Annotated in this window: 22 protein-coding genes; 14 read left to right on the top strand and 8 right to left on the bottom strand. The window is 47.4% G+C overall.

Translation table 11 applies throughout. The features are described 5' to 3' along the window. Window position 1: 1 nt before the first annotated feature. The 3 genes from ACXAJH_RS08860 (at window position 2) to trhO (ending at window position 3,026) form a co-directional block, all read left to right on the top strand. On the top strand, window positions 2-550 hold the full coding sequence (locus tag ACXAJH_RS08860; RefSeq protein WP_474993686.1) for a cysteine hydrolase family protein: 549 nt from the start codon (window positions 2-4) through the stop codon (window positions 548-550). Window positions 551-637: 87 nt separating this feature from the next. Next, window positions 638-1,996: an MFS transporter gene (locus ACXAJH_RS08855; RefSeq protein WP_474993684.1), complete on the top strand. Its 1,359-nt coding sequence runs from the start codon at window positions 638-640 to the stop codon at window positions 1,994-1,996. A gap of 88 nt (window positions 1,997-2,084) precedes the next feature. Further along, a complete protein-coding gene (trhO, locus tag ACXAJH_RS08850; protein ID WP_474969880.1) occupies window positions 2,085-3,026 on the top strand; it encodes an oxygen-dependent tRNA uridine(34) hydroxylase TrhO in 942 nt (313 codons plus the stop codon). Window positions 3,027-3,092: 66 nt separating this feature from the next. Here the strand turns inward: trhO and thiD are convergent, their stop codons facing one another. Beyond that, complete coding sequence (gene thiD / locus ACXAJH_RS08845; protein ID WP_027956670.1) at window positions 3,093-3,896, bottom strand: bifunctional hydroxymethylpyrimidine kinase/phosphomethylpyrimidine kinase; 804 nt, start codon at window positions 3,894-3,896, stop codon at window positions 3,093-3,095. Window positions 3,897-4,006: 110 nt separating this feature from the next. On the opposite strand from thiD, the gene ACXAJH_RS08840 reads away from it, so the two are divergent. The 4 genes from ACXAJH_RS08840 (at window position 4,007) to ACXAJH_RS08825 (ending at window position 7,414) form a co-directional block, all read left to right on the top strand. Continuing rightward, entirely contained in the window at window positions 4,007-4,330 is a 324-nt protein-coding gene (locus ACXAJH_RS08840) for an MGMT family protein (protein ID WP_474993683.1), read from the top strand. A gap of 29 nt (window positions 4,331-4,359) precedes the next feature. Then, the gene (locus ACXAJH_RS08835; protein WP_474993681.1) at window positions 4,360-5,310 is read left to right on the top strand and encodes a PD-(D/E)XK nuclease family protein; all 951 of its coding nucleotides are present in this window, start codon (window positions 4,360-4,362) and stop codon (window positions 5,308-5,310) included. A 60-nt stretch (window positions 5,311-5,370) separates the two neighbouring features. Then, on the top strand, window positions 5,371-6,006 hold the full coding sequence (locus ACXAJH_RS08830) for an SDR family oxidoreductase (protein WP_474969883.1): 636 nt from the start codon (window positions 5,371-5,373) through the stop codon (window positions 6,004-6,006). A 145-nt stretch (window positions 6,007-6,151) separates the two neighbouring features. After that, window positions 6,152-7,414 carry a helix-turn-helix domain-containing protein gene (locus ACXAJH_RS08825; protein WP_474969884.1) on the top strand — a complete coding sequence of 421 codons (1,263 nt, stop codon included), beginning with the start codon at window positions 6,152-6,154 and terminating at the stop codon, window positions 7,412-7,414. Window positions 7,415-8,042: 628 nt separating this feature from the next. Here ACXAJH_RS08825 and ACXAJH_RS08820 read toward each other — a convergent pair. Further along, entirely contained in the window at window positions 8,043-8,915 is an 873-nt protein-coding gene (locus ACXAJH_RS08820; RefSeq protein ID WP_474993679.1) for a 5'-3' exonuclease, read from the bottom strand. Window positions 8,916-9,088: 173 nt separating this feature from the next. Here ACXAJH_RS08820 and adh point away from each other — a divergent pair, with 173 nt between their 5' ends. Together adh and ACXAJH_RS08810 are read left to right on the top strand one after the other, a co-directional pair. After that, entirely contained in the window at window positions 9,089-10,609 is a 1,521-nt protein-coding gene (gene adh / locus ACXAJH_RS08815; protein ID WP_474993677.1) for an aldehyde dehydrogenase, read from the top strand. Window positions 10,610-10,648: 39 nt separating this feature from the next. Next, entirely contained in the window at window positions 10,649-11,020 is a 372-nt protein-coding gene (locus ACXAJH_RS08810) for a DUF779 domain-containing protein (protein WP_281658864.1), read from the top strand. Between the two features lie 64 nt (window positions 11,021-11,084). Here ACXAJH_RS08810 and ACXAJH_RS08805 read toward each other — a convergent pair whose 3' ends face one another. Then, window positions 11,085-11,798, bottom strand: coding sequence for a GNAT family N-acetyltransferase (locus ACXAJH_RS08805; RefSeq protein ID WP_474993675.1), 714 nt, complete (start codon window positions 11,796-11,798; stop codon window positions 11,085-11,087). Between the two features lie 107 nt (window positions 11,799-11,905). Here ACXAJH_RS08805 and ACXAJH_RS08800 point away from each other — a divergent pair, with 107 nt between their 5' ends. Next, window positions 11,906-12,916 (top strand): NADP-dependent oxidoreductase, encoded by a 1,011-nt coding sequence (locus tag ACXAJH_RS08800; protein ID WP_474993673.1) that lies wholly within the window; start codon window positions 11,906-11,908, stop codon window positions 12,914-12,916. Window positions 12,917-12,957: 41 nt separating this feature from the next. Here ACXAJH_RS08800 and ACXAJH_RS08795 read toward each other — a convergent pair whose 3' ends face one another. Further along, on the bottom strand, window positions 12,958-13,788 hold the full coding sequence (locus ACXAJH_RS08795) for an STAS domain-containing protein (protein ID WP_474969889.1): 831 nt from the start codon (window positions 13,786-13,788) through the stop codon (window positions 12,958-12,960). A gap of 140 nt (window positions 13,789-13,928) precedes the next feature. Here ACXAJH_RS08795 and ACXAJH_RS08790 point away from each other — a divergent pair, with 140 nt between their 5' ends. Further along, entirely contained in the window at window positions 13,929-14,090 is a 162-nt protein-coding gene (locus ACXAJH_RS08790) for a hypothetical protein (protein WP_474969890.1), read from the top strand. A 586-nt stretch (window positions 14,091-14,676) separates the two neighbouring features. On the opposite strand, the gene ACXAJH_RS08785 is transcribed toward ACXAJH_RS08790, so the two are convergent. From ACXAJH_RS08785 to ACXAJH_RS08775, 3 genes are read right to left on the bottom strand one after another with little or no spacing between them, the layout of a single operon-like run. After that, window positions 14,677-15,045: a thiol-disulfide oxidoreductase DCC family protein gene (locus ACXAJH_RS08785; protein WP_474969891.1), complete on the bottom strand. Its 369-nt coding sequence runs from the start codon at window positions 15,043-15,045 to the stop codon at window positions 14,677-14,679. Between the two features lie 12 nt (window positions 15,046-15,057). Beyond that, window positions 15,058-16,791 (bottom strand): aminodeoxychorismate synthase component I, encoded by a 1,734-nt coding sequence (pabB, locus tag ACXAJH_RS08780; protein WP_474993671.1) that lies wholly within the window; start codon window positions 16,789-16,791, stop codon window positions 15,058-15,060. Next, window positions 16,788-17,390, bottom strand: coding sequence for an anthranilate synthase component II (locus ACXAJH_RS08775; protein ID WP_474969893.1), 603 nt, complete (start codon window positions 17,388-17,390; stop codon window positions 16,788-16,790). The genes pabB and ACXAJH_RS08775 overlap by 4 nt, the downstream gene beginning before the upstream one ends. 174 nt (window positions 17,391-17,564) lie before the next feature. Here ACXAJH_RS08775 and ACXAJH_RS08770 point away from each other — a divergent pair, with 174 nt between their 5' ends. Genes ACXAJH_RS08770 through ACXAJH_RS08760 form a run of 3 tightly spaced genes read left to right on the top strand, consistent with a single transcriptional unit; the run spans window position 17,565 to window position 20,301 of the window. Further along, the gene (locus tag ACXAJH_RS08770; RefSeq protein WP_474969894.1) at window positions 17,565-18,920 is read left to right on the top strand and encodes a sensor histidine kinase; all 1,356 of its coding nucleotides are present in this window, start codon (window positions 17,565-17,567) and stop codon (window positions 18,918-18,920) included. Then, window positions 18,898-19,518, top strand: coding sequence for a response regulator (locus ACXAJH_RS08765; RefSeq protein ID WP_474969895.1), 621 nt, complete (start codon window positions 18,898-18,900; stop codon window positions 19,516-19,518). The genes ACXAJH_RS08770 and ACXAJH_RS08765 overlap by 23 nt, the downstream gene beginning before the upstream one ends. 60 nt (window positions 19,519-19,578) lie before the next feature. Beyond that, window positions 19,579-20,301 (top strand): Bax inhibitor-1/YccA family protein, encoded by a 723-nt coding sequence (locus ACXAJH_RS08760; RefSeq protein ID WP_474970788.1) that lies wholly within the window; start codon window positions 19,579-19,581, stop codon window positions 20,299-20,301. A 47-nt stretch (window positions 20,302-20,348) separates the two neighbouring features. Here ACXAJH_RS08760 and ACXAJH_RS08755 read toward each other — a convergent pair whose 3' ends face one another. Beyond that, window positions 20,349-20,723: a hypothetical protein gene (locus ACXAJH_RS08755; RefSeq protein ID WP_474993669.1), complete on the bottom strand. Its 375-nt coding sequence runs from the start codon at window positions 20,721-20,723 to the stop codon at window positions 20,349-20,351. Window positions 20,724-20,774 lie beyond the last annotated feature (51 nt).

Raw genomic sequence — 20,774 nt, 5'->3', positions numbered from 1 at the left:
GATGAACCGTGCACTACTAGTCATTGATTACACGAACGATTTTGTGGCGGATGAGGGGGCGTTGACCTGTGGAAAAGCAGCTCAGGCGCTCGACCCATTCCTTACCAAGTTGAGCAGGGATTTTGTTGAGCAGGGGCAGATGCTTGTTTACGGGGTCGATGTTCATGAGCAAGACGATCCTTATCATCCGGAAACGAAGCTGTTCCCCCCTCACAATATAAGAGGATCAGAGGGCAGACATCTGTATGGGAAAACCGGGGAGGTCTATTCCGTCTATGCCGACCGCTCTTCGGTCCTATACATCGATAAGACCCGTTACAGTGCTTTCGCCGGAACCAACCTCGATCTGAAATTACGCGAACGAGGCGTTACTGACCTTCATCTTACAGGGGTATGTACAGACATCTGTGTGCTTCATACAGCAGTGGACGCTTACAATCTCGGATATTCCCTTACGATTTATAAGGAAGGGACCGCCAGCTTCAATGAAAGTGGTCATGCATGGGCACTGGCCCATTTTGAAACCGTGCTTGGTGCCAAGGTTATCTAACAGGCGCAGCTTTCGTTTCCCGTTGGGGAAGCGGAAGCTTTTCTTATGGCCCGGCATTACAGAACCAAAAGGAAGGGAGTGATGAGGTTGTCACCATCACCAGAACCATCTATGAAATATTTTAAAACCGTGTTTATATTAAGTGCTGCTGTTCTCATTGTTGTCATGAATACAACGATGTTTAACATAGCACTCCCGAGCATTCTGCGGGAGTTTTCACTCGAACCTTCCGAAGGTGCCTGGATTGTTTCCGGTTATTCCATTGTCCTGGCTGTCTTTACGATCACCTACACGCGGTTAACGGATTATATCCCTATCCGTCATCTGTTGACGATCGGGATCACCATTTTCAGTTTATCTTCCATTCTGGGATTCTTTGCAGATTCCTACCTATGGCTGCTCACCGCCCGTCTTTTACAGGCGTCAGGGGCCGCTGCTATCCCAGGCTTGTCCATGGTATTCGCCGGAAGGTATATTCCGCCGGCACGCCGGGGAAGTGCTTATGCATTAATCGCTTCCTCCTCTTCCCTCGGTTTTGGTCTCGGGCCTGTTGCCGGCGGGTTTATTACGGACTACGTCGATTGGAATTTCTTATTTGTTGTCACCGTTATGGTTCTATTCATCGTTCCTCTCCTTTACAGGGTCATGCCGGCTGAAACAACGAAACGTGGAAGCTTTGATGTGTGGGGCGCTGTATGGTCTGGAGGTACGGCTACCTTTTTCCTTTTATACTTTTCCACCTTTACGCCGTGGTATTTAGCCGGGGGCATTCTGGCCGCCCTGTTATTATGGAGAAGAATCAATCATACAGATGTACCGTTCATTCAACCTGAGATTTTAAAGAATGCTCAGTACCGGAAGATCTTATATATGAGTTTTCTCGGTTTCACGCTTCACTTTGCTGTTCTATTCCTGATGCCGATTATGCTTGAACAGGTGTATGGAAAAGGAGCGGCAGCCATCGGCCTGATTATTTTCCCGGGAGCCATGCTTTCAGCTGTGGCTGCGGTGTATATCGGCCGTCTCATTGACAGCTACGGAAACATCAGAATCCTATTATTGTCACAGGTGTTATTAATGATCGCCGCCTTTATCTTTTACATGTTCTCCGGGCTCAGCCCCTATCTCATTATGGTCGGGTATATGTTTACAAGCTTTGGATTCTCCAGCTTGTCGTCTAGCTCAACAAACGAGGTATCCCATATCCTGCCTAATGAACAGATCGGGGCCGGAATCGGGCTTAAACAACAGATCCAGTTTATCGGCAGTGCGTCCGGGTCTGTCCTTGCGGGGATTCTCCTGGATTTCAGGCAGCAGCCGTACACGGTGTCTGACTTCTCCCTTCCATTCGGCATATTGATTGTTCTTATGGCTCTGTCCATTCTGACACTGGCGCTTTATACAAGAAAGACGGAAGTTCCAAACGTTCAAAAAACTGACATTTGAATTTTACCGCAGAATCGAATATGATGGAGAATGGAAAAATTTTAATTAACCCAAACTGATATAGATAGAACAATAGGAGGAATCACTTATGAGCTCAAAAGATTATCGAGTTCTGCTGTATTATAAGTATGTTGACCTTCCTGATTACGAAGAGTATTGCCAAAACCACCTGAAATTCTGTAAGGATCTCGGGCTGAAAGGACGAATCATTGTTTCTCATGAAGGAATCAATGGAACCGTCTCAGGTACAGTAGAACAGGTCGAGGAATATATGAACTACGTCCGCTCCGATGAGCGCTTCGCAGACATCCACTTCAAAATGGATGAGCATGAAGGCCACGCATTTAAGAAAATGCACTGCCGTGTGAAGCCCGAACTTGTCAACTGGAGCCTCGAAGAAGATGATATCGATCCTAAAACCTTCGGAGGTAAGCACCTGAAGCCGAAGGAATTCAACGAAATGTTGAAAGATGAAGATACGATCGTCATTGACGGCAGAAACGAATATGAATACCGGATCGGCCATTTCCGTAACGCTATTCAGCCGGACGTCAACCACTCCCGCGAATTCCCTGAATGGATTGCTGAAAATGCAGACCAGTGGAAGGGCAAGAAAGTCCTGACTTACTGCACGGGAGGCATCCGCTGTGAAAAGCTGACCGGCATTCTTAAGAAAAACGGTGTTGAGGATGTGTACCAGCTTGAAGGTGGAATCACCACGTACAGCAAGGACCCGGAAGTGAAAGGTGAGTTGTTTGATGGAAAGATGTACGTCTTTGATGAGCGTATCTCTATTCCCGTCAACCACGTAGAAGAAAAGGTCATCGCTGAATGTGAGCACTGTGGAAAAGCGGAAGACCGCATGATCAACTGCAGCAATCCCGTCTGCAACCGCCAGTATGTCTGCTGCGAAGCTTGTGAAGAAGAGCATCACGCAGCCTGCACAGCTGAATGTAAAGAGCACCCGGAAAACCGCTGGGATGCTGTTCAGAAAAAGCAGATCGATAAATACGACCGTATTCACGGTTAAACAAAAAGGCTTGTCCTCTGCTTGGGGACAAGCCTTTTATCATTCCGTACTCCATCAGGTCCGGGCTTATCCTTTAAGCCGGTGGGCAGCATGATAAGTGGAACCGATGCCGCGGTCAAAGGATAACGCATGCTGAATGGCTGTCGTAACGAAAGACTTAGCCCGCCGGACAGAGTCCTCCACACTGTTCCCTTTAGCCAGTTCAGCGGTGATGGCTGCAGAATACGTACAACCCGCTCCACTTGTATGGATTGTCTGGACACGTTCCGATTCCAGTTCCATCATTCCGCTTCCATCATAGAGCATGTCAACGGCTGGATAATCCTTCAACGCTCCCCCTTTAATCAATACATACTCTGGACCAAGGTGATACAGATCACGCGCCGCTGCCTTCATATCTTCCGGGGTTTCCGGAACCGGAACACCAAGCATATGGGCCGCTTCCTGAAGATTGGGCGTGATGATTTTCGCTAATGGCAGCAGTTCGTTCATAAGTGTCTCAACAGCCTCATCCTTCAGCAGCTGTGAACCCATTTTCCCGACCATAACAGGGTCCACCACTACATTCTCCACCTGGGACTCCTCAATGATTTCAGCCGTCCGCTTAATGATTTCTTCCGTAAACAGCATCCCTGTTTTTAATGCATCCACGCCTACATGCTCAAGTGATGCGTATATTTGAGCTTCGATAGACACAAGCGGCTGTGTAAAAATCCCCTGCTCTGTTTTTCTATTATTTGCAACAAGAGCTGTTACAGCGCTCATTCCGTAAACATCAAATTCTTGAAATGTCTTCAAGTCCGCCTGAATGCCTGCACTTCCCTGTGAGGCTGAACCAGCGATACTCAAGACTCTTGGTATTTGTCCCATCATGAACCTCCTCTTTCTTCTCTGTTCATAAATTGTAACAAAAACAAAAGGTCCAAAGCTATTCAGTCCCCTTCCCTATCCTGTAGAATAAAGGCAAAGGAGACGTAAAGATGAAACCGTTCACCGAAAGGACCATAACCATCATTAAGCAGATCCCCGAAGGACACATTATGACCTATGGACAGGTAGCTCGTACGGCCGGTAACCCACGCGCAGCCCGACAGGTTTCCCGTATCCTTCACAGTATGAGCTCCACCTACCAGCTCCCATGGCACCGTGTAGTGAATGCCCAGGGGCGGATCGCTTTTCAGGATGAAGAAAAAGCGGCTGTCCAGCGGAATCTTTTAGAGGATGAAGGCGTTTTGGTGCTTCATAATAAAGTGTCGTTGGAAACCTATCAATACGTGAATCATGAACCTTATGAATCCATATAGCTGAATGTGTGAAAAAAGGATGTTTTTCTATGTTTGAAATCAAACCATATCCCGAGTTGTCCTGGTCTCTTTCGCGGCATAAGACCATGCTGACCTGTTCCAGGAAATACGCCTATGATTACTATGTTTCCCATAATGGATGGCTGCGTCAGGCTGATTCGCTGGCCCGACAGGCGTATCGTTTAAAGAAGATCACCAATCTGGAAATGCTGTTCGGAAGCATTGTCCACGATTTGATTTATCAAACCCTGCAAAAAGTGCGCAGGGATGAGCCCCTGCCGGGCGAGAATCATCTTTTGGATGACATCCGCCACCATCTGAACCGTGGTTTCGTTGAATCCACAAAAAAAGAACACTTGTGGATGAACAGACCGAAACACTACACCATGCTTCATGAAATATACTACAGCCAGTCCAATACCCTGCCGGCAGCCAAGGTGGAGAAAATTACAGGAAGGCTGAAGCATGTAGTGAAACACTTTTTTAACAGCCGGACATTCAAGGATGTTCAGAATAAAGAAGCAATGGAATTCATCGATTCGGAAACCTTTCGTTTCATGAAAGCGGACGGCGTGAAGATTTTTGTTGTGATGGACCTTGTCTACAAAGATGTCACAAGAAATAAATGGATCATCGTAGACTGGAAAACGGGAAAGTCCTCCGAAGAAGACCGCAGTCAGCTTTCTCTTTATGCCCTGTACCTGCTTCAAAAGTACGAAATTCCATCTTTGGACGACATCATTATCCGAAACGAATATCTCCTTGATGGAACACATGTGGAGCACCAGTTGGACGATCAGGATCTGATCAATGTCCAGCACCTCTATCAAATCAGTATGGAGCAGATGAAGCTGTACCTGGCCGATCCGGATAAAAATGAGCCCCTCCCCCTTCAGCAGTTTCCGATGCAGAGCAATCCTTCCATCTGTTCACGGTGCAATTATCAGGAACTCTGCTTCCCTTCCAATTCGAATGTTTGAGAAAGATGAGAAAAGGCTAAACAATTAGCAGAAGACATTCTAGAAGGAGCTGTATACGACATGAAAGTACTTGTAGCAGGAGCAAACGGACATACCGGACGTCTATTAGTAGAATATTTAAAAGCTGACGGCCATGAGCCTTACGGCCTGATTCGTAAAGAAGAACAAAAAGCAGCGGTCGAGAAGCTTGGTGGAACACCAGTCCTTGCCGATGTAACCAAGAGTGATGTAGGGTATGCGGTTAAAGGAATGGATGCGGTTATTTTCGCAGCCGGTTCAGGATCCAGTACCGGTGCTGACCAGACAGAAGCTGTTGACCGTGATGGCGCGATCAACCTCGTCAAAGCAACCGAAAACCTCGGCATTAAGAAATTCATTATGCTGAGCAGTATGGCCGCAGGTGAACCGGAACGCGGGCCTGAGGAACTGAAGCATTACATGAAAATGAAGGGCGAAGCGGATGATTATCTTGCATCCACGGAGCTTGACTATACCATCGTCCGTCCCGGCGGTCTGACCAATGAATCCGGCACGAGCAAAATCCAGGTCGGTGAAAAAGTAGACGCTGGAACGATTTCCAGAGAAGATGTTGCGAAAACAATGATTGCCTGCCTTCAAGAACAGAACTGCTATCACAAGACATTTGAAATGATTTCCGGTAACCAGCAGATTGAAGAGGCATTAAAAACATTATAATCAAAAAAAACCAGGCCGCGCGCCTGGTTTTTTTATACATAAGCAATAGGCATAGGCACAAAGTCACTTCATAGGACAAAAGTATTGAAAAATATAATTCTCTGCTATAATGTTAACAACTGATGCGTTAAAGGAGTAGTGAATTATGAAAGGCTCATTAATCAAACAACATCGGAAATTTAAAAATATGACCTTGGAAGAACTTGCATCAGGAATCTGCTCGGTCTCTTATTTGAGTAAGATCGAGCACGATACAATCAATGCCAGTGAAGAGATTTACCGCCTGCTCGGCGAGCGCTTAAAAATTAAACTGATTGATATTAACGAAGAGTTCGACGAGGCAATATACAACAATCTGCATGCCTGGCACGAGGCTGCCCAGATGAGGGATTTCTCCCTTATGGAAGAACTCTATGAAGAGTGTACCCATCAATTAGATGATAACCAGAATATTGAATTGACCAACTTATATAAAATTGTTCACACCCGCCATCAAATGACTAAAATCGGAAAAACCCTTACGGATGACGTCATGAAGGAACTTTCGAATATTTATGACGGTGCAAATCCAGAATATCGTTTTTTTTTCCATAAAACCGTCGGTGTTCATTACTTGTTATCAGCGGAATTGAAGAAGGCCCTGAAGCACTTTATGGAAGCCGAACACCTCATGAATAGACTTCCCATCCACGACGGGGAGGTTTATTTCCATTTAGCTTTAGCGTATTCAAAAATCCGGTCGTTTGTTGAATCCACCTACTATGCCTACCAGGCCTTAGAGATCTATGAGGCTACACTTTATTATCAACGCATGGTTGATAACTATATTATTATTGCGATTAATTACAACGCCCTCGGCGTGCATCAAATTGCTGAAAGGTTCCTCTTAAAAGTGCTGAAGGTCGCTAAATATCAGCTGCCTGTTACTGAAAAAAGAAGGATTTATCACAACCTGGGGATCAACTATATTAATCAGGAAAGATACTCTGATGCCTATCACTACCTGCACCAAGCCTATGAAATCGATACGAAGGAAACCATGTTCAGATCCAGTACGATCTACCTGCTTGCTTTGACCAGCTACTATAGTAATGATTTACCCCAGTGCTGGAAGTACATTGCGGATGGAGAGGCTGAGTCGGAAAAGGAAAATCTCCTGAAATACAAACATAAGTTTTATATCTTAAGGAACATGGTGAGTGAAACAACACTCGAAGATTCCTTCATGGAAAAGCTCGAGCATACAATTATTCCTGACTTCCGGCGGTTGAATGAATACAAAGACTATAAAGAATTTGTAGAAATGCTCGGCAACCTCTATTACGAAAAACGCATGTACAAAAAAGCCGCCATGTACTACAAAGAAGCCAACCACTACAGAGAAACCCAAAAAAAAGATTTACTATAAAAAAAGGAGAAAGCATCCGCTTCCTCCTCAGCTTGTAGAGAAACCCCTGTTTCTTTACGAGCTTTTTTCTTTCTTACCGCCAGGAGCGAAAGCCCCTTCCCTTTCCGCGGACGAGCGCCCGAGCTTCCTCGCAGAACCCACGCTCGGCGATCTAGGACCACTCGTTCTTCCGCAGGAGTGGAAGGGGCACCGCTCCTTGAGAGTTCTTTAACATCGACAAAGACTCTCCTTCTCCCAGCTCACCTTTGCTGGATGGAGGAGAGTCTTTTTTATATTCAGGCAGCCGTCATCAGCGCCTGTTCTTTTTCTTTTCCACGCAAGTGCGCACCAGCGCAGCCCATGTCGTTCTTTTGAATCTGCGAATCTGCTCAGGGCACACACTCTCTCCTCTATATTCTAACGTCGGCACGAGGAGCGTTCGGTGGTGAGGCCTGCGGGAACAGCGCGAGCCGAAGATCCAATTGGTCAAATGGTTTTCTTGACCAATTTAGCTGAGGCCGTGCCCGCGGCAAGCATCCACCGATAAGCGGAACGTGTCCCCTCAACACGACATGCGGAGAACTCTGCCTGGATAACCCGGATTCTTCTACAGCCTGAGGAGAAAGCATCCGCTTCCGCCTTTTCCTTTTTACATCCCGGTAATGTTTTTCTTCCAGTTCTTAAATTCCAGCTCATCGAATTTGGCTCGCATTTTCTCCTCATCGATGTAAAACAGCGCCTCATCAAGAGAACAGTCGACCTCCGCTTCACAATGAATCGCAGCAAGCTTCCTTGATAAATGAAGCATCTCCAGGTTCTCTTCTATTTTCGAGCGCTGCCCTTTCGTCAGTTCCTCGATATTTTCAAGGATGCCTTCAATAGTTCCATACTTCAGAAGAAGTTTCAGGGCTGTTTTTTCACCAATCCCTTTCACCCCTGGATAGTTATCACTCGTATCCCCCATTAAGGCCTTCAAATCAATCATCTGAGAAGGTGTGATGCCTTTTTCCTCATAAAAGCTGTCTTCATGATACTCGGCATAGTTTCCATATCCCTTCTTCAATAGGACGACATTCACATTCGGTTTCAAAAGCTGGAGGAGATCCTGATCTCCTGTCAGCAGGAAAACCTGGGAATCCTCACTATACACCCGGCTGAGCGTCCCCATACAGTCATCCGCTTCATACCCGATCCGCCCAACATTCGGTATATCCAAGGCGGCGACGGTTTCTTTAGCCAGTTCAAATTGGGGAATCAGCTCAACAGGCGGCTCCCCCCGATTCGCTTTATAATCCGGATATAAATCATTCCGGAAGGTTTTACTTCCCATATCCCAGCAGCAGATGACGTGGGTAGGCTGATAGGTGTCCAAAGCGGTGAATAAATGCTTCATCATCCCATAGACAGCATTCGTCGGTGTGCCTTTGCTGTTGATCATATAATAATTACTCATAGCCGTGGCGTAAAAAGCGCGGAATAATAGTGCCATGCCATCGACAAGCAGTACTCGGTTGGTCGTCATACATAAGCTCCTTTTTCACTAGATACTCTTATTATAACAAGAATGTCCAAAGCATCGAGCGCTGTTTTTCAGTTTTGTTTTCTGTAAATTGACAATTTTCCATCTTAATGGTAGTTTCAAAATGAAGGATGATGTAAACGCTTGCAAAATTACTTTAATAGGAGGATGGATCTATGGTATATGCTTTTCCAAACACAGAAGGGTCGGACGTTCAGTTTAAGGAGCGCTATGATAATTTCATTGGCGGGGAATGGACAGCACCCGTTAAGGGGCAGTACTTTGAAAATGTGACTCCTGTAACCGGCAGAACCTTCTGTCAGGTCGCACGATCCACAGAAGAGGATATTGAACTGGCTTTGGATGCGGCTCATAAAGCAAAAGATTCCTGGGGCACAACATCCGTCACGGAACGATCGCTGATTCTCAACCGGATTGCAGACCGGATGGAGGAAAACGCTGAAAAGCTTGCCATCGCTGAAACATGGGAAAACGGAAAAGCCGTACGCGAAACCTTGAATGCAGACATCCCTCTTGCTGTAGACCACTTCCGATATTTCGCTTCTGTCATTCGATCAGAGGAAGGAAGCATCGGGGAAATCGATCAGGATACGGTCGCCTACCATTTTAAAGAACCACTGGGCGTTGTCGGTCAGATCATCCCTTGGAACTTCCCGCTTTTAATGGGTGTTTGGAAAATCGCCCCTGCTCTGGCTGCAGGAAATACGGTCGTTCTGAAGCCGGCCGAGCAGACACCCGCATCCATCCTTTATTTCATGGAAATGGTGCAGGACCTTCTTCCTGCAGGCGTCTTGAATATCGTGAACGGCTTCGGTCTGGAAGCTGGTAAGCCTCTGGCGCAGAGTCCCCGCATCAACAAGGTGGCCTTCACTGGAGAAACGACGACAGGCCGTATGATTATGCAGTACGCTTCTCAAAATATCATTCCTGTCACGCTTGAACTTGGTGGTAAATCACCAAACATAATCTTTGAAGATGTCATGCGCGAAGATGACGATTTCCTTGATAAAACGATCGAAGGCATGGTCATGTTCGCCTTGAACCAGGGTGAAGTCTGCACGTGTCCATCCCGTGCCCTTATCCAGGAGTCCATCTATGATGAATTCATGGAGCGTGCGATAAAGCGGGTGAAAGAAATCAAAACCGGAAACCCATTGGACCCTGAAGTGATGATGGGTGCCCAGGCTTCTTCTGAACAGCTGGAAAAAATCCTGTCCTATTTGGAAATCGGTAAGGATGAAGGTGCCGAGTGCCTGACCGGTGGAGCACGCAATCAGCTGGACGGCGACTTTAAGGACGGCTATTATGTCCAGCCTACAGTTTTTAAAGGGAACAACAGCATGCGTATTTTCCAAGAGGAAATCTTCGGACCCGTCTTGTCTGTGACCACATTCAAAGACCATGACGAAGCTATGAAAATCGCCAATGATACCCTTTACGGTCTCGGAGCTGGTGTATGGACGCGGGATATGAATACCGCCTACCGTTTCGGCCGCGGCATTGAAGCCGGACGTGTGTGGACAAACTGCTACCATGCCTATCCTGCTCATGCAGCCTTCGGTGGATACAAAATGTCCGGCGTCGGCCGTGAGAATCATAAAATGATGCTCGATCACTATCAGCAGACGAAAAATATGCTTGTCAGCTACAGTCCGAAAAAGCTTGGGTTCTTTTGATCCCCCTCAGCTTCCTAAAAGAAAGGAGACCTCTTTAAGATGGTGGAACGTGTAAAAGCAACCGATGCTGCCCTGGATCTCATCGACCGTCTGAAGAATAAGCACGGCCCCCTCCTTTTTCACCAATCAGGCGGATGCTGCGACGGCAGCTCGCCGATGTGTTACGAAGAAGGCGATCTGATGATTGGCAGTCAGGATGTCCGGCTCGGGGAAATCGGGGACACCCCCTTCTATATGAATAAGCGGCAGTTTGATTACTGGAAGCATACCCAGCTGATCATAGATGTTGTGGACGGACGGGGAGGCATGTTTTCTCTCGAAGGAGTCGAAGGGAAAAGATTTCTTACGAGGTCCCGCGCCTTCACGGATGAAGAGTATCAGCAGTTGAAAGAAGCAGAAGTGAAGAAGTAAAAGGGCTCTCAACCAGCTGCCGGGAATATTCCCGGCAGCCTTTTTTCAATCCTCGGATGTCCATTCACTTTTGTTTCCAGAAAGCTGTCGTGACTCTCTCTTGGACACCACCCGCTTTTTCGAACAGCCTCAGCATCGCTTTGTTCCGGATATTTGTCGAACCTACATGGGAGGAAGCACCGAAGTCATGCTTCAGCCTGCGGAGAGTACCAAAAAACAACGCCGTCCCCTTTCCCCTTCCACGCTCTTCAGGCACCAGTCCGAAATAAAACACCCGCCCCTCATTCTCTGTTCCTGGTTCAATATGAGGCATAACAATCCCAATCGGCCGCCTCTTCTCAAAAACGGTCAGACAGGAGGATTCGTATCCTTTTCCTAATTCCTGTTTGACGCTTTCCATATGATCATCCATCGTCAGCGTCGACTTTCCGTTTGGAGAATCGTTCATCGACTGCTCCCAGACTTTCTTAAATAAAGGTTCCCCTATCTCTGAGACTGTCTTCCATGTGTATGAAGAGGAAACAGAAGGCAGAGACTTTAAAGGGGTCCGGTAAAAAACGGTCGTGTTGTGCCTGGTAAAGCCGTTGTTCAGCAGGTACACTTCTGCTTCAGGACAATTTTCCAGCATAAGCGTAATGATCTGCCCCGGGGAAGCATCCTGTTCAAGAACATCTGCCAATGAGCAGATGTCCGCTGCAGACAATCTCCCTGTATCTTCAATGGTGATATACTTTTCACCTTCGATTCGTTTGATGGCACCTTCTTCTGCAGGCATCATACATGTATCCCCTTCCATTGAATGAATGTTCATTACGCAGGCCCTATTACTTTTCAGCAGGGTTTAAAAAGCGTTACGATAAAATAGAAACAAAGGAGGATGATTAAATGAGTAATCGAGAAATCCAGCTGGTAGAAAGACCCGTAGGCGCGCCTACCCATGAGCATATCAACATCGCTGAAACAGAAACACCTGAACCAAAGCAGGGAGAGGTCCTTGTGAAACTTCTTTACGTATCTGTAGATCCTTACATGCGTGGACGTATGAGTGATGCAAAGTCTTACGTAGCCCCTTTCCAATTAAATGAACCGATGGAAGGCGGCGTTGTCGCTGAAGTTGTGGAATCAAAATCAGATGCCCTTGCGTCGGGAGATATCGTAACCGGCATGCTTCCGTGGCAGGAGTTCACAACGGCTGATCCAAATACCCTGAGAAAAATCGACCCAAGTCTGGGACCTGTAACCACATCCCTCGGTGTCCTTGGTATGCCGGGATTAACCGCGTATTTCGGATTGATGGCCATTGGTCAGCCGAAACAAGGCGAGACACTGGTCGTTTCCGGTGCGGCCGGGGCTGTTGGCTCAGCTGTCGTTCAAATCGGTAAAATTGAAGGCTGCCACGTCGTTGGTATCGCCGGCTCTGATGAAAAACTTGCGTATTTAAAAGATGAGCTGGGTGTCGATGAAGTCATCAACTATAAAACGGATGACGTTCCTTCCCGTCTTGATGAAGCCTGCCCCAACGGCATTGATATTTATTTCGATAACGTCGGTGGTGAGATCTCCGATGCGGTTTATCCACGCCTGAATAAATTTGCGCGGATTTCCCAGTGTGGAGCAATTTCCACATACAATACACCGAACGCTCAGGGACCTCGCATGCAGTCCCACCTTATTAAATCAAGCGCCCTTATTAAAGGGTTCACTGTAGGCGATTATCAGGATCGTTTCAGTGAAGGCTTCCAATACTTGTCCCAGAAACTTCAGGAAGGCCGGCTGACATATGAAGAAACAATCATCGAAGGTTTCGAAAACGTCCCGGACGCTTTCTTTGGACTGTTTGAAGGGACCAACCTCGGGAAACAGCTCGTAAAAGTTGCTGAACCTTCCCATTCCTAATTGTAAAAAAACCTGTAGAAGGGCTCCTTCTACAGGTTTTTTTACGTTTCAAGCGATTTGGAAGGGCGCTGGATTCCCAGATCACTAAGCGCCTGTTCAAGGCCGCCTTTCGTATGGATCCGTTTAAAGTTGACCCCAAGGTCCACCATTGTTTTGGCCATTTCCGGTCTCAGTCCTGTCAATGTCGTTTTCACACCGACAAGCTCCAAGGCATGAAAGATTTGATAAATGTAATTGGCTACATACGTATCTATGATCGGAACCCCGGATACATCGATGAACAGCTCATCAAGATCCAGTTCCATACTCCGGCGCAGAGACGTATCCATCACCATTCTTGCCCTTGGGGGATCGACCTCTCCAATAAGAGGAAGAACCGCCACTCCTTCAACGATGGAAACAACCGGCACAGACAATTCAGCGAGTCTGGTTTCTTTCCGTTCTGCCTCCTGCTGGATGCTCCTTGAATAACATTCGCTGAAATGACGGGTAACTTCATCCAGGATGGAACTGATCGTTTTACTTACTTTTATAATCGCAGAAGAAGAAAAAACGTCCTGTTCCACCTCTTCCTGAAAGTGATCCCAAAGGACCCGACGGACGAAATGTACAGCTCGCAGCGACTGGGATAACTCCCCGCCCTGGTTGATTTTGCTTTCCACTTCTTTCTCCGACCAGTTCTTCACTTTTTCATGAATTTCCAACGTCTCTTCTTCCAGGCTCTGGGCAATATAAATGAACAACTGCTCCCAGTCAGCAGTCATGAGGGCTTGTACCCCATATTCTTTTTTCTTCATCGCCTTGACTTGCTCACCCAGCGTCTCCCTGCTGGATAAAATCTTCTCTTTTATGTAGGACAGCTCATTATTCATCTGCAACCGTCTCCCTGTTTAAAGTATTCTTTTGTCCTAACCATACCATAAACTATTTTTTGAAAGAATAACTATGCCTATTCTTCTTTGTTCAATTTTTGTATGATGAGAAAGAAAACGTTTATCCATGGAGGATCCATATGAATAAAGCGACTCTGATTGTTTTTCTTGTACTCTGCCTTCTCTTCCTGACCAGGGGGCTCTATATTGGTGTTTCTCAGGGGGAATGGACATCCTTGATCATCGCCCTTCTCATCATTGCCTTTGGGTCCTACCGCCTTTTTAAGAAAAACCAAAAATAAAGCCTTCTGTACAGAAGGCTTTCAGCTTGTAGAGGAACCTCTGTTTCTTTATAAGCTTTTTTCTTTCTTGCTGCCAGGAGCGAAAGCCCCTTCCCTTTCCGCGGACGAGCGCCCGAGTTTCCTCGCAAAACCCACGCTCGGCGATCTCGGACTACTCGTTCTTCCGCAGGAGTGGAAGGGGCACCGCTCCTTGAGAGTTCTTTAAAATTGAAAAAGACTCTCCTTCACCCCGCTTATCCTTGCTGGATGGAGGAAAGTCTTCTTCATATTCCGGCAGCCAGCCGGCACCAGCGCCTGTTCTTTCCCTTTTTGTTTTCCACGCAAGCGGCCATAGCGCAGGGCACAGTCTCTCTCCTCTATATTCTAACGTCGGCACGAGGAGCGTTCGGTGGTGATGCCTGCGGGAACAGCACGGGCCGAAGACCCACTTGGGCAGGCGACCTTCCTGACCAAGTCAGCGGAGGGCGTGCCCGCGGCATTCATCCACCGATAAGCGGAAAGTGACCCTTCACACGACAAATGGACAACTCTAACTGGTTAACACAGGCTTATTCTACAGTCAAAAAGCCTTCTGTGCAGAAGGCTTTCATGCATATCTGGGAAGATCGTATCTCCCGAACCACTGGTGCCTGTGGGCGGAAAACCAACGGTATAATGGCGATCCGATCCGGGAGGCGCCAGGGAGGGATAAGAGGACGCCAAGGGCTGCAAAAAATGGCAGGGCAAGCATCAGCCGCCGAATCGTTTCAAACCCCTGAGTGACTTCCCCCTGCTTTGTCAGCATATGAATCTCATCTAAGACGTTTCGATCCTTTAAGTAAGGGTATTTCCCATATTTCTCTGTTTCCTGTACAGCTACCCATTTAATCTGTTCCATCCAGTCAAACTTTCTCAATACTTTTTTTACATAGAAGCAGAAAGGACACTGCGCATCGTAAAACACGATATGCTTCACTGGATCACTCCTTTATGAAAACTCCACCTTCACCCATCCGCGCAGGGCGTTCACCATCCAGATTTCATCGAATTCTCCAACCTGATCCTTGTAGAGAATCTGCTCCTTTATCAGTGATTCATCCAACAGGTACTGCCGGTAGGTCCCTCCGAGAAGACCACTGGTAACTGGTGGGGTGAGGTACTCTCCCTGGTATTTAACGACGAGGTTCGCTATTGTGAATTCTGTCAGCTCCCCCCGTTCGTTCCAAAGCAGAACAGCTGCTTTACCGGGCTTCTTGTGTCTCTCATACACTTCCCTGTGGGTTGTTTTATGAAACAAAAAAGGATCCTGGTCGGACACAGGGGTGTCGGCAAGAGCGGTCTGGACAAGGGAATCCGGCTGATCCATCGGTGTGACCTGAACTTCCTCCCGCCCCTTTTCACCCGTGAGCAGTCTTACTTTGTACAGACCCTCCGGCCGCTGATCCGCTTCATCCAGTAACCGCTGCTTCAATCGGGATAGGTTTAAAGAGAAACGAAAATACCGGGCCGACCGCTCGAGCCTCTGCAGGTGGTAATCCAGCAGGTGAAGGTGTCCCTCCTCCAGCCTCATCGTTTCCAATAGATGAAAGTCGGGGCGGTTTTCTGTGAGAAGACGCGCTTTGGTCAGGACCTCCTGGTACTCCCCTTCTGAAGTCGAATCCCAAGTTACCCCGCCCCCGGTTCCGTAAACCGCCCTTCCGCTGTCATGATTGATCATGATCGTCCGGATCGGGACGTTAAAAACAGTTTCCCTCCGCGGAGTGATAAAGCCGATCGCTCCGCAGTACACGTCACGGGGAGAATCTTCGAGCTTTTGGATGTATTCCATTGTCCGCACCTTAGGCGCCCCCGTAATCGATCCACACGGAAACAACGCTTCAAACACCTGATACATCGTGAAGGAGGCAGGAAGCTCCCCTTTCACGGTGGAAGTCATTTGATGGACCGTAGGATAGGTTTCTATATCGAACAGAGCCGGCACACGGATAGACCCGGGTATGGCAAGCCGGCCGAGATCATTCCTTAATAGGTCGACAATCATCAGGTTTTCTGATTTTTCTTTTTCAGAAACTTGAAGATGTCTGTACTGCTCTTCATCTTCCCGGTGAAACCTTCCACGCGCAGCCGTCCCTTTCATCGGCTTTGTGGTAATCGTGTCGTTGTCCATCCGGAAAAAAAGTTCAGGAGAGGCGGATAAAAGACTATGTCCTCCCATATTTATATAAGCGCCATAATCGGGCTTCTGATTTTTAATCAAGCGCTTATACAACGAATAAGCATCACCCGAAAACGCTGCTTCCAGTCTTGTCGTATAATTGACCTGGTACGTGTCCCCCTCTTCTATGCCCCTCTTTACTTGCTCGATGCCTTTTTGGTAGTGCTCATAGCTGCCCTTCATTTTCCACTGGGACACATGAAAAGGCAGGTTCGAGGAAGGCTCAGGAGCGTCCATCGCTTTCTCAAAGATACCGAACCAGACGAGCGGCCATTCCGGTGAATCATGAACCGTGAACGCCTCATCAAAAGCCGGTGCTGCCTCATAGGAGACGAATCCCGCCGCATAATACCCTTCATCAAGAACATGCTCCAGCCGATCGAAAATCCCCTTCACTTCCCTGTGGTCGTCGGTGGTTAAGATTTCGACCGGTTTTTCAAATCGGCTGGTCTCCTTTTTTCCGTGCTCGTTCACAAACTCAAAATGCAGGAAAGGCGCTTCATTCATACAACCGCCCCTTTCCTGCCTGCTTGATAGTGCAGAGACTGCTGATACTTGTTCCACAGCATCGTAAAGCCGTGTTCAGTGAGAATCGATTCCGGGTGGAACTGGATCCCTTCCACTGGATAGTCTTTGTGCCGGACCCCCATAATACTTCCATCTTCAGATGAAGCTGTCAGCTCAAGCTGCTCCGGAAGCTGGCGCTTATCGGCCTCAAGGGAATGGTACCGTGTAACCTGTACCTTTTCCGGAAGCCCTTCATACACGTGTGCCCCATCGTGGGTAATCGCTGTTACCTTTCCATGCATCGGCTGCCTCCCTTTACGGACCAAGCCTCCATAAGCTTCTACAATCAGCTGGTGGCCGAGACAAATACCAAGAATAGGGATGTCGGCTTCAAAGGCCCGGAGTACCTCCAGACAGACACCGGATTCTGATGGTTTACCAGGCCCCGGGGACAGCACAATCAGATTTGGTGCAAGCAGGGAAATTTCCTCTACCGATACGGCATCATTTTTCCTGACGATGACTTCTGTGTCCATCTGCCGAAAATATTGTACTAAGTTATACGTAAAAGAATCATAGTTATCAATAACGACGATCATAGTTTCGTTCACCTTTCGTCCGTAATCATAATGCTTTCATTATACTACCCTTTGAGGTCCTCCTCATAGGAAGAACTGCTGGTAAAATCCATCAGCTCAGGAAAAAACAATCGAAAATGACTGATGGATATATTAGAATGTATAAAAAGATGCGCTCCAGTGAGGATGAATCAAATGTGGAAACAACTGCTTTATTCAAAAAGCATATGGATCAAGATCGCCTGTATCGTAATCGGTATTACGATGCCGCTGTGGCTGAGTATTGAACGGACAGGCATTGATGAATGGATGGAAACCCTCCAAACCGATCCCGATGGAAGCACCCTGATGCTCGCTGCCTTCGGCCTTGTCATGCTGAACACCATCCGGGCGCTGCCCCATTATATCGGGGCCCTCCTTCTTGGTGATGAATTAGGAAGACGCCTGGAACGACCCTGGCTCAAGATTGCTGTGCCGTTCGCCATCATTCCCCTTGTCTATGCCATCATCAACGGGTATAATTCGATCAACTATCATTTTGGCGGACCCGCCATCATTCTCTTATTATCCATAGCTGTTCTTCACCTGTTAGGCAAAGGACAGCTCCGCCCGATTTACAAAGCCTTTATTCTCGCCCAGCTTTTATTCGGATTCCAGTGGCTGGATACGATCACGTACCTGACAGCCTTCGGATTCGGGGGCGGAGAGCTTTCCATGCTGGTGAAAACTACGGCAGAACTGCTCGGCTTTGAACAGGCGATCAGCCTTTACAGCTTCCTTTTCTTCGCCTTCTTTATCAGTAACGCCACCGTCCTTGCTGTCTACCTGACTGTGGCTGAACAGAAAACACGCATGAGGCAGGACCTCGATATTGCCCGTCTCGACATGGTGGAATCCAGATCCGGACGGGAAGCTCTGCACCTCGTGCATGATTTGAAAACACCACTCTCTTTAATGGAAGGGCTCAACTCCCTCATCCAGATGAAGACAGAAGACAGGGAAATCCTGCAGTACACCAATAAAATATCCTCATCCATCCAAGCCACCAGTGATATGGTTTCCGAAATCCTCTATCATGAAAAAAAGAACTGGTGTTCATTAAAGACTTTCATCGAATATGTCAGGGCCAATAAACTGTCGGAATCAGAGACGATGTACACGTTTGACCTGGCTGCGGACGAAGAACTGGAAATCAATATCAACAAAATCCGTATGACAAGAGCGCTTGTCAACTTAATTGATAATGCCGGAGATGCGGTCGAAGGAAAAGCAGATGCCAAAGTAACGATTGCTACGAAAGAGAGCGGGCAGGGCGTATCCGTCGGTGTCCAGGATAACGGCCATGGCATCAGTAAAGAGAACATCAATAAAATATGGAATGCAGGCTACAGTACGAAATCCCATCCGGGGGTCGGCCTGACATTTGTGAAAAACGTCGTGAAAGAGCATGGCGCTGAAATGACGATTGAAAGTAAGAAAGGCCTGGGAACTACGTTCTGGATTCACTTACCGAAGGAGAGAGTACGAGATGAAAATATTAATCATGGATAATGACGAATCTCTTAGATATATGCTTACGGAATTCTGCCGTCATGCCCAATGGGAGTCCGATACGGCCGCCAATGGCCGTGAAGGCGTAGATCTGTTTCTGAAAGGAAACTATGATGTGATTCTCGTAGACTACCATATGCCGGAGATGGACGGTTTACAGACAGTCAAGGAAATCCGCCGGCATAACTCGATCGTGCCTATTCTTGTCCTGACCGTCGACGAAAGGCAGGAAGTCGCCGACCGTTTCCTTGAAGAAGGGGCGACGGATTTCGCATTAAAGCCTGTGAAAGCTCCTGATCTCATTTCACGAATCAAACTCCATGCCCAGATTGCGAATATGAAACATGTCCAGGAAGAAGAGGAAGATGTCTTTACCGCCAAAGGAATCAGCAAAGGTACGCTCCACTCCATCGCTCAATACTTACAGGAAAACCGGGAAGCCTTCCCTGTCGATGTGATTTCTAAGGAAATCGGTCTTGCCTATCCAACGGTCTATCGTTACTTAATGCACCTGCTGGAAGAAGGAAAAGTAAAACAGGTCGTGAGCCACCAACGCATCGGCCGTCCGAAAAAATTATATAAATGGTACGCACACTAACATACATCCCCCGCCCTCAGGGTACAGGGGTATCGAACGATTTATAAAGGAGGCTCTCTATTGAGAACCAGCAACCCGATATTAAAAACAGACGCGTTCCAGCGATCCCGTGAACAGGGGAAAACAATGACTCTTGGCGGAACGATCGCCAAAATAGCCGTTTTATTCCTGTTCCTGCTTGGAACTGCCGGATATACATGGTATCAGTACGCCCAGGGAGCGGACGTAACAACGATGATGTTGATCGGAGCGCTCGGAGGATTGGTATTCGCCCTGGTGACCGCTTTTATTCCAAAAGCTGCTCCTGTTACAGCTCCCATTTATGCCGCTTTGGAAGGATTTCTGATCGGAGGGCTGTCCGCTTATGCGGAGGGAGCTTACTCAGGCATTGTCATTCAAGCGGTCAGTTTAACGCTGGCAGTCATGGCTGCCCTGCTTTTTCTATATGCCACCCGAATCATTAAGGTAACGAGGAACTTCCGTTTGATGGTTGTTTCCGCTACGCTTGGAATATTCCTCGTCTATCTTGTGCAGTTCATTCTGCAGTTTTTCGGAATGGAAGTGCCCTATCTCCATTCCAGCGGGCCCATCGGCATCGGCATCAGTCTATTTATTACCGCTATCGCTGCGTTGAATCTCGTCCTTGATTTTGACTTTATCGAACAGGGAGTGGAACGCGGGGCACCTAAGCATATGGAATGGTACGGCGCCTTCGGTCTGATTGTGACGCTTGTGTGGCTCTATATTGAAATTCTCAGACTCTTACAGAAGATTCGGCGCTGAAACACTAAAAGCATGGAAGGAACCCCAGGGTTCCTTCCATGCTTTTTTCATACTTTATCATTGACCGGCCGGTCCTGTTTTTCTTTTTTTCGGGCAGCCTTTTCCTTTTCATGCTTGCGGGTAAGAGTGTATCCCAAAAGGGTTTGCATGCTGAGGAATATATATAATACCGGCAGGCTGATGCTGTTGGGTGTTAACTGGTCTAATAAAACTCCACTTTCGTCAGTTTGGAGGATAGACTTTGTTGATTGGATGTCGAAAATGCCCGTGAGGGTAGTTGAAATCCCGAAAGCTATTGTGAATCCTGCAAAGATTATGATCCATACACCAAAGGGCTTTTTTCTAATAATACCTCGTATAATCAGGTAAGTCATCAAACCTGTCATCAGCCCGCCAATACCTATATAGACATAGAGTTGCATAATAAGATCTGAACCTTCAATGATAAAAAATCCCTCTTTTCTTGTGTTGGT

This window comes from Halobacillus sp. ABD4_316, assembly GCF_056161385.1.
The sequence above is the reverse complement of the archived record's forward strand: the minus strand, read 5'-3'. Positions and strand labels throughout refer to the sequence as shown.

Bases quoted from the DNA above. Each gene is read 5' to 3' on its own strand.
- ACXAJH_RS08860 (WP_474993686.1), top strand. From the start codon at position 2: ATGAACCGTGCACTACTAGTCATTGATTACACGAACGATTTTGTGGCG.
- trhO (WP_474969880.1), top strand. From the start codon at position 2,085: ATGAGCTCAAAAGATTATCGAGTTCTGCTGTATTATAAGTATGTTGAC.
- thiD (WP_027956670.1), bottom strand. From the start codon at position 3,896: ATGGGACAAATACCAAGAGTCTTGAGTATCGCTGGTTCAGCCTCACAG.
- ACXAJH_RS08840 (WP_474993683.1), top strand. From the start codon at position 4,007: ATGAAACCGTTCACCGAAAGGACCATAACCATCATTAAGCAGATCCCC.
- ACXAJH_RS08835 (WP_474993681.1), top strand. From the start codon at position 4,360: ATGTTTGAAATCAAACCATATCCCGAGTTGTCCTGGTCTCTTTCGCGG.
- ACXAJH_RS08830 (WP_474969883.1), top strand. From the start codon at position 5,371: ATGAAAGTACTTGTAGCAGGAGCAAACGGACATACCGGACGTCTATTA.
- ACXAJH_RS08825 (WP_474969884.1), top strand. From the start codon at position 6,152: ATGAAAGGCTCATTAATCAAACAACATCGGAAATTTAAAAATATGACC.
- ACXAJH_RS08820 (WP_474993679.1), bottom strand. From the start codon at position 8,915: ATGACGACCAACCGAGTACTGCTTGTCGATGGCATGGCACTATTATTC.
- adh (WP_474993677.1), top strand. From the start codon at position 9,089: ATGGTATATGCTTTTCCAAACACAGAAGGGTCGGACGTTCAGTTTAAG.
- ACXAJH_RS08810 (WP_281658864.1), top strand. From the start codon at position 10,649: ATGGTGGAACGTGTAAAAGCAACCGATGCTGCCCTGGATCTCATCGAC.
- ACXAJH_RS08805 (WP_474993675.1), bottom strand. From the start codon at position 11,798: ATGATGCCTGCAGAAGAAGGTGCCATCAAACGAATCGAAGGTGAAAAG.
- ACXAJH_RS08800 (WP_474993673.1), top strand. From the start codon at position 11,906: ATGAGTAATCGAGAAATCCAGCTGGTAGAAAGACCCGTAGGCGCGCCT.
- ACXAJH_RS08795 (WP_474969889.1), bottom strand. From the start codon at position 13,788: ATGAATAATGAGCTGTCCTACATAAAAGAGAAGATTTTATCCAGCAGG.
- ACXAJH_RS08790 (WP_474969890.1), top strand. From the start codon at position 13,929: ATGAATAAAGCGACTCTGATTGTTTTTCTTGTACTCTGCCTTCTCTTC.
- pabB (WP_474993671.1), bottom strand. From the start codon at position 16,791: ATGAATGAAGCGCCTTTCCTGCATTTTGAGTTTGTGAACGAGCACGGA.
- ACXAJH_RS08775 (WP_474969893.1), bottom strand. From the start codon at position 17,390: ATGATCGTCGTTATTGATAACTATGATTCTTTTACGTATAACTTAGTA.
- ACXAJH_RS08770 (WP_474969894.1), top strand. From the start codon at position 17,565: ATGTGGAAACAACTGCTTTATTCAAAAAGCATATGGATCAAGATCGCC.
- ACXAJH_RS08765 (WP_474969895.1), top strand. From the start codon at position 18,898: ATGAAAATATTAATCATGGATAATGACGAATCTCTTAGATATATGCTT.
- ACXAJH_RS08755 (WP_474993669.1), bottom strand. From the start codon at position 20,723: ATGCAACTCTATGTCTATATAGGTATTGGCGGGCTGATGACAGGTTTG.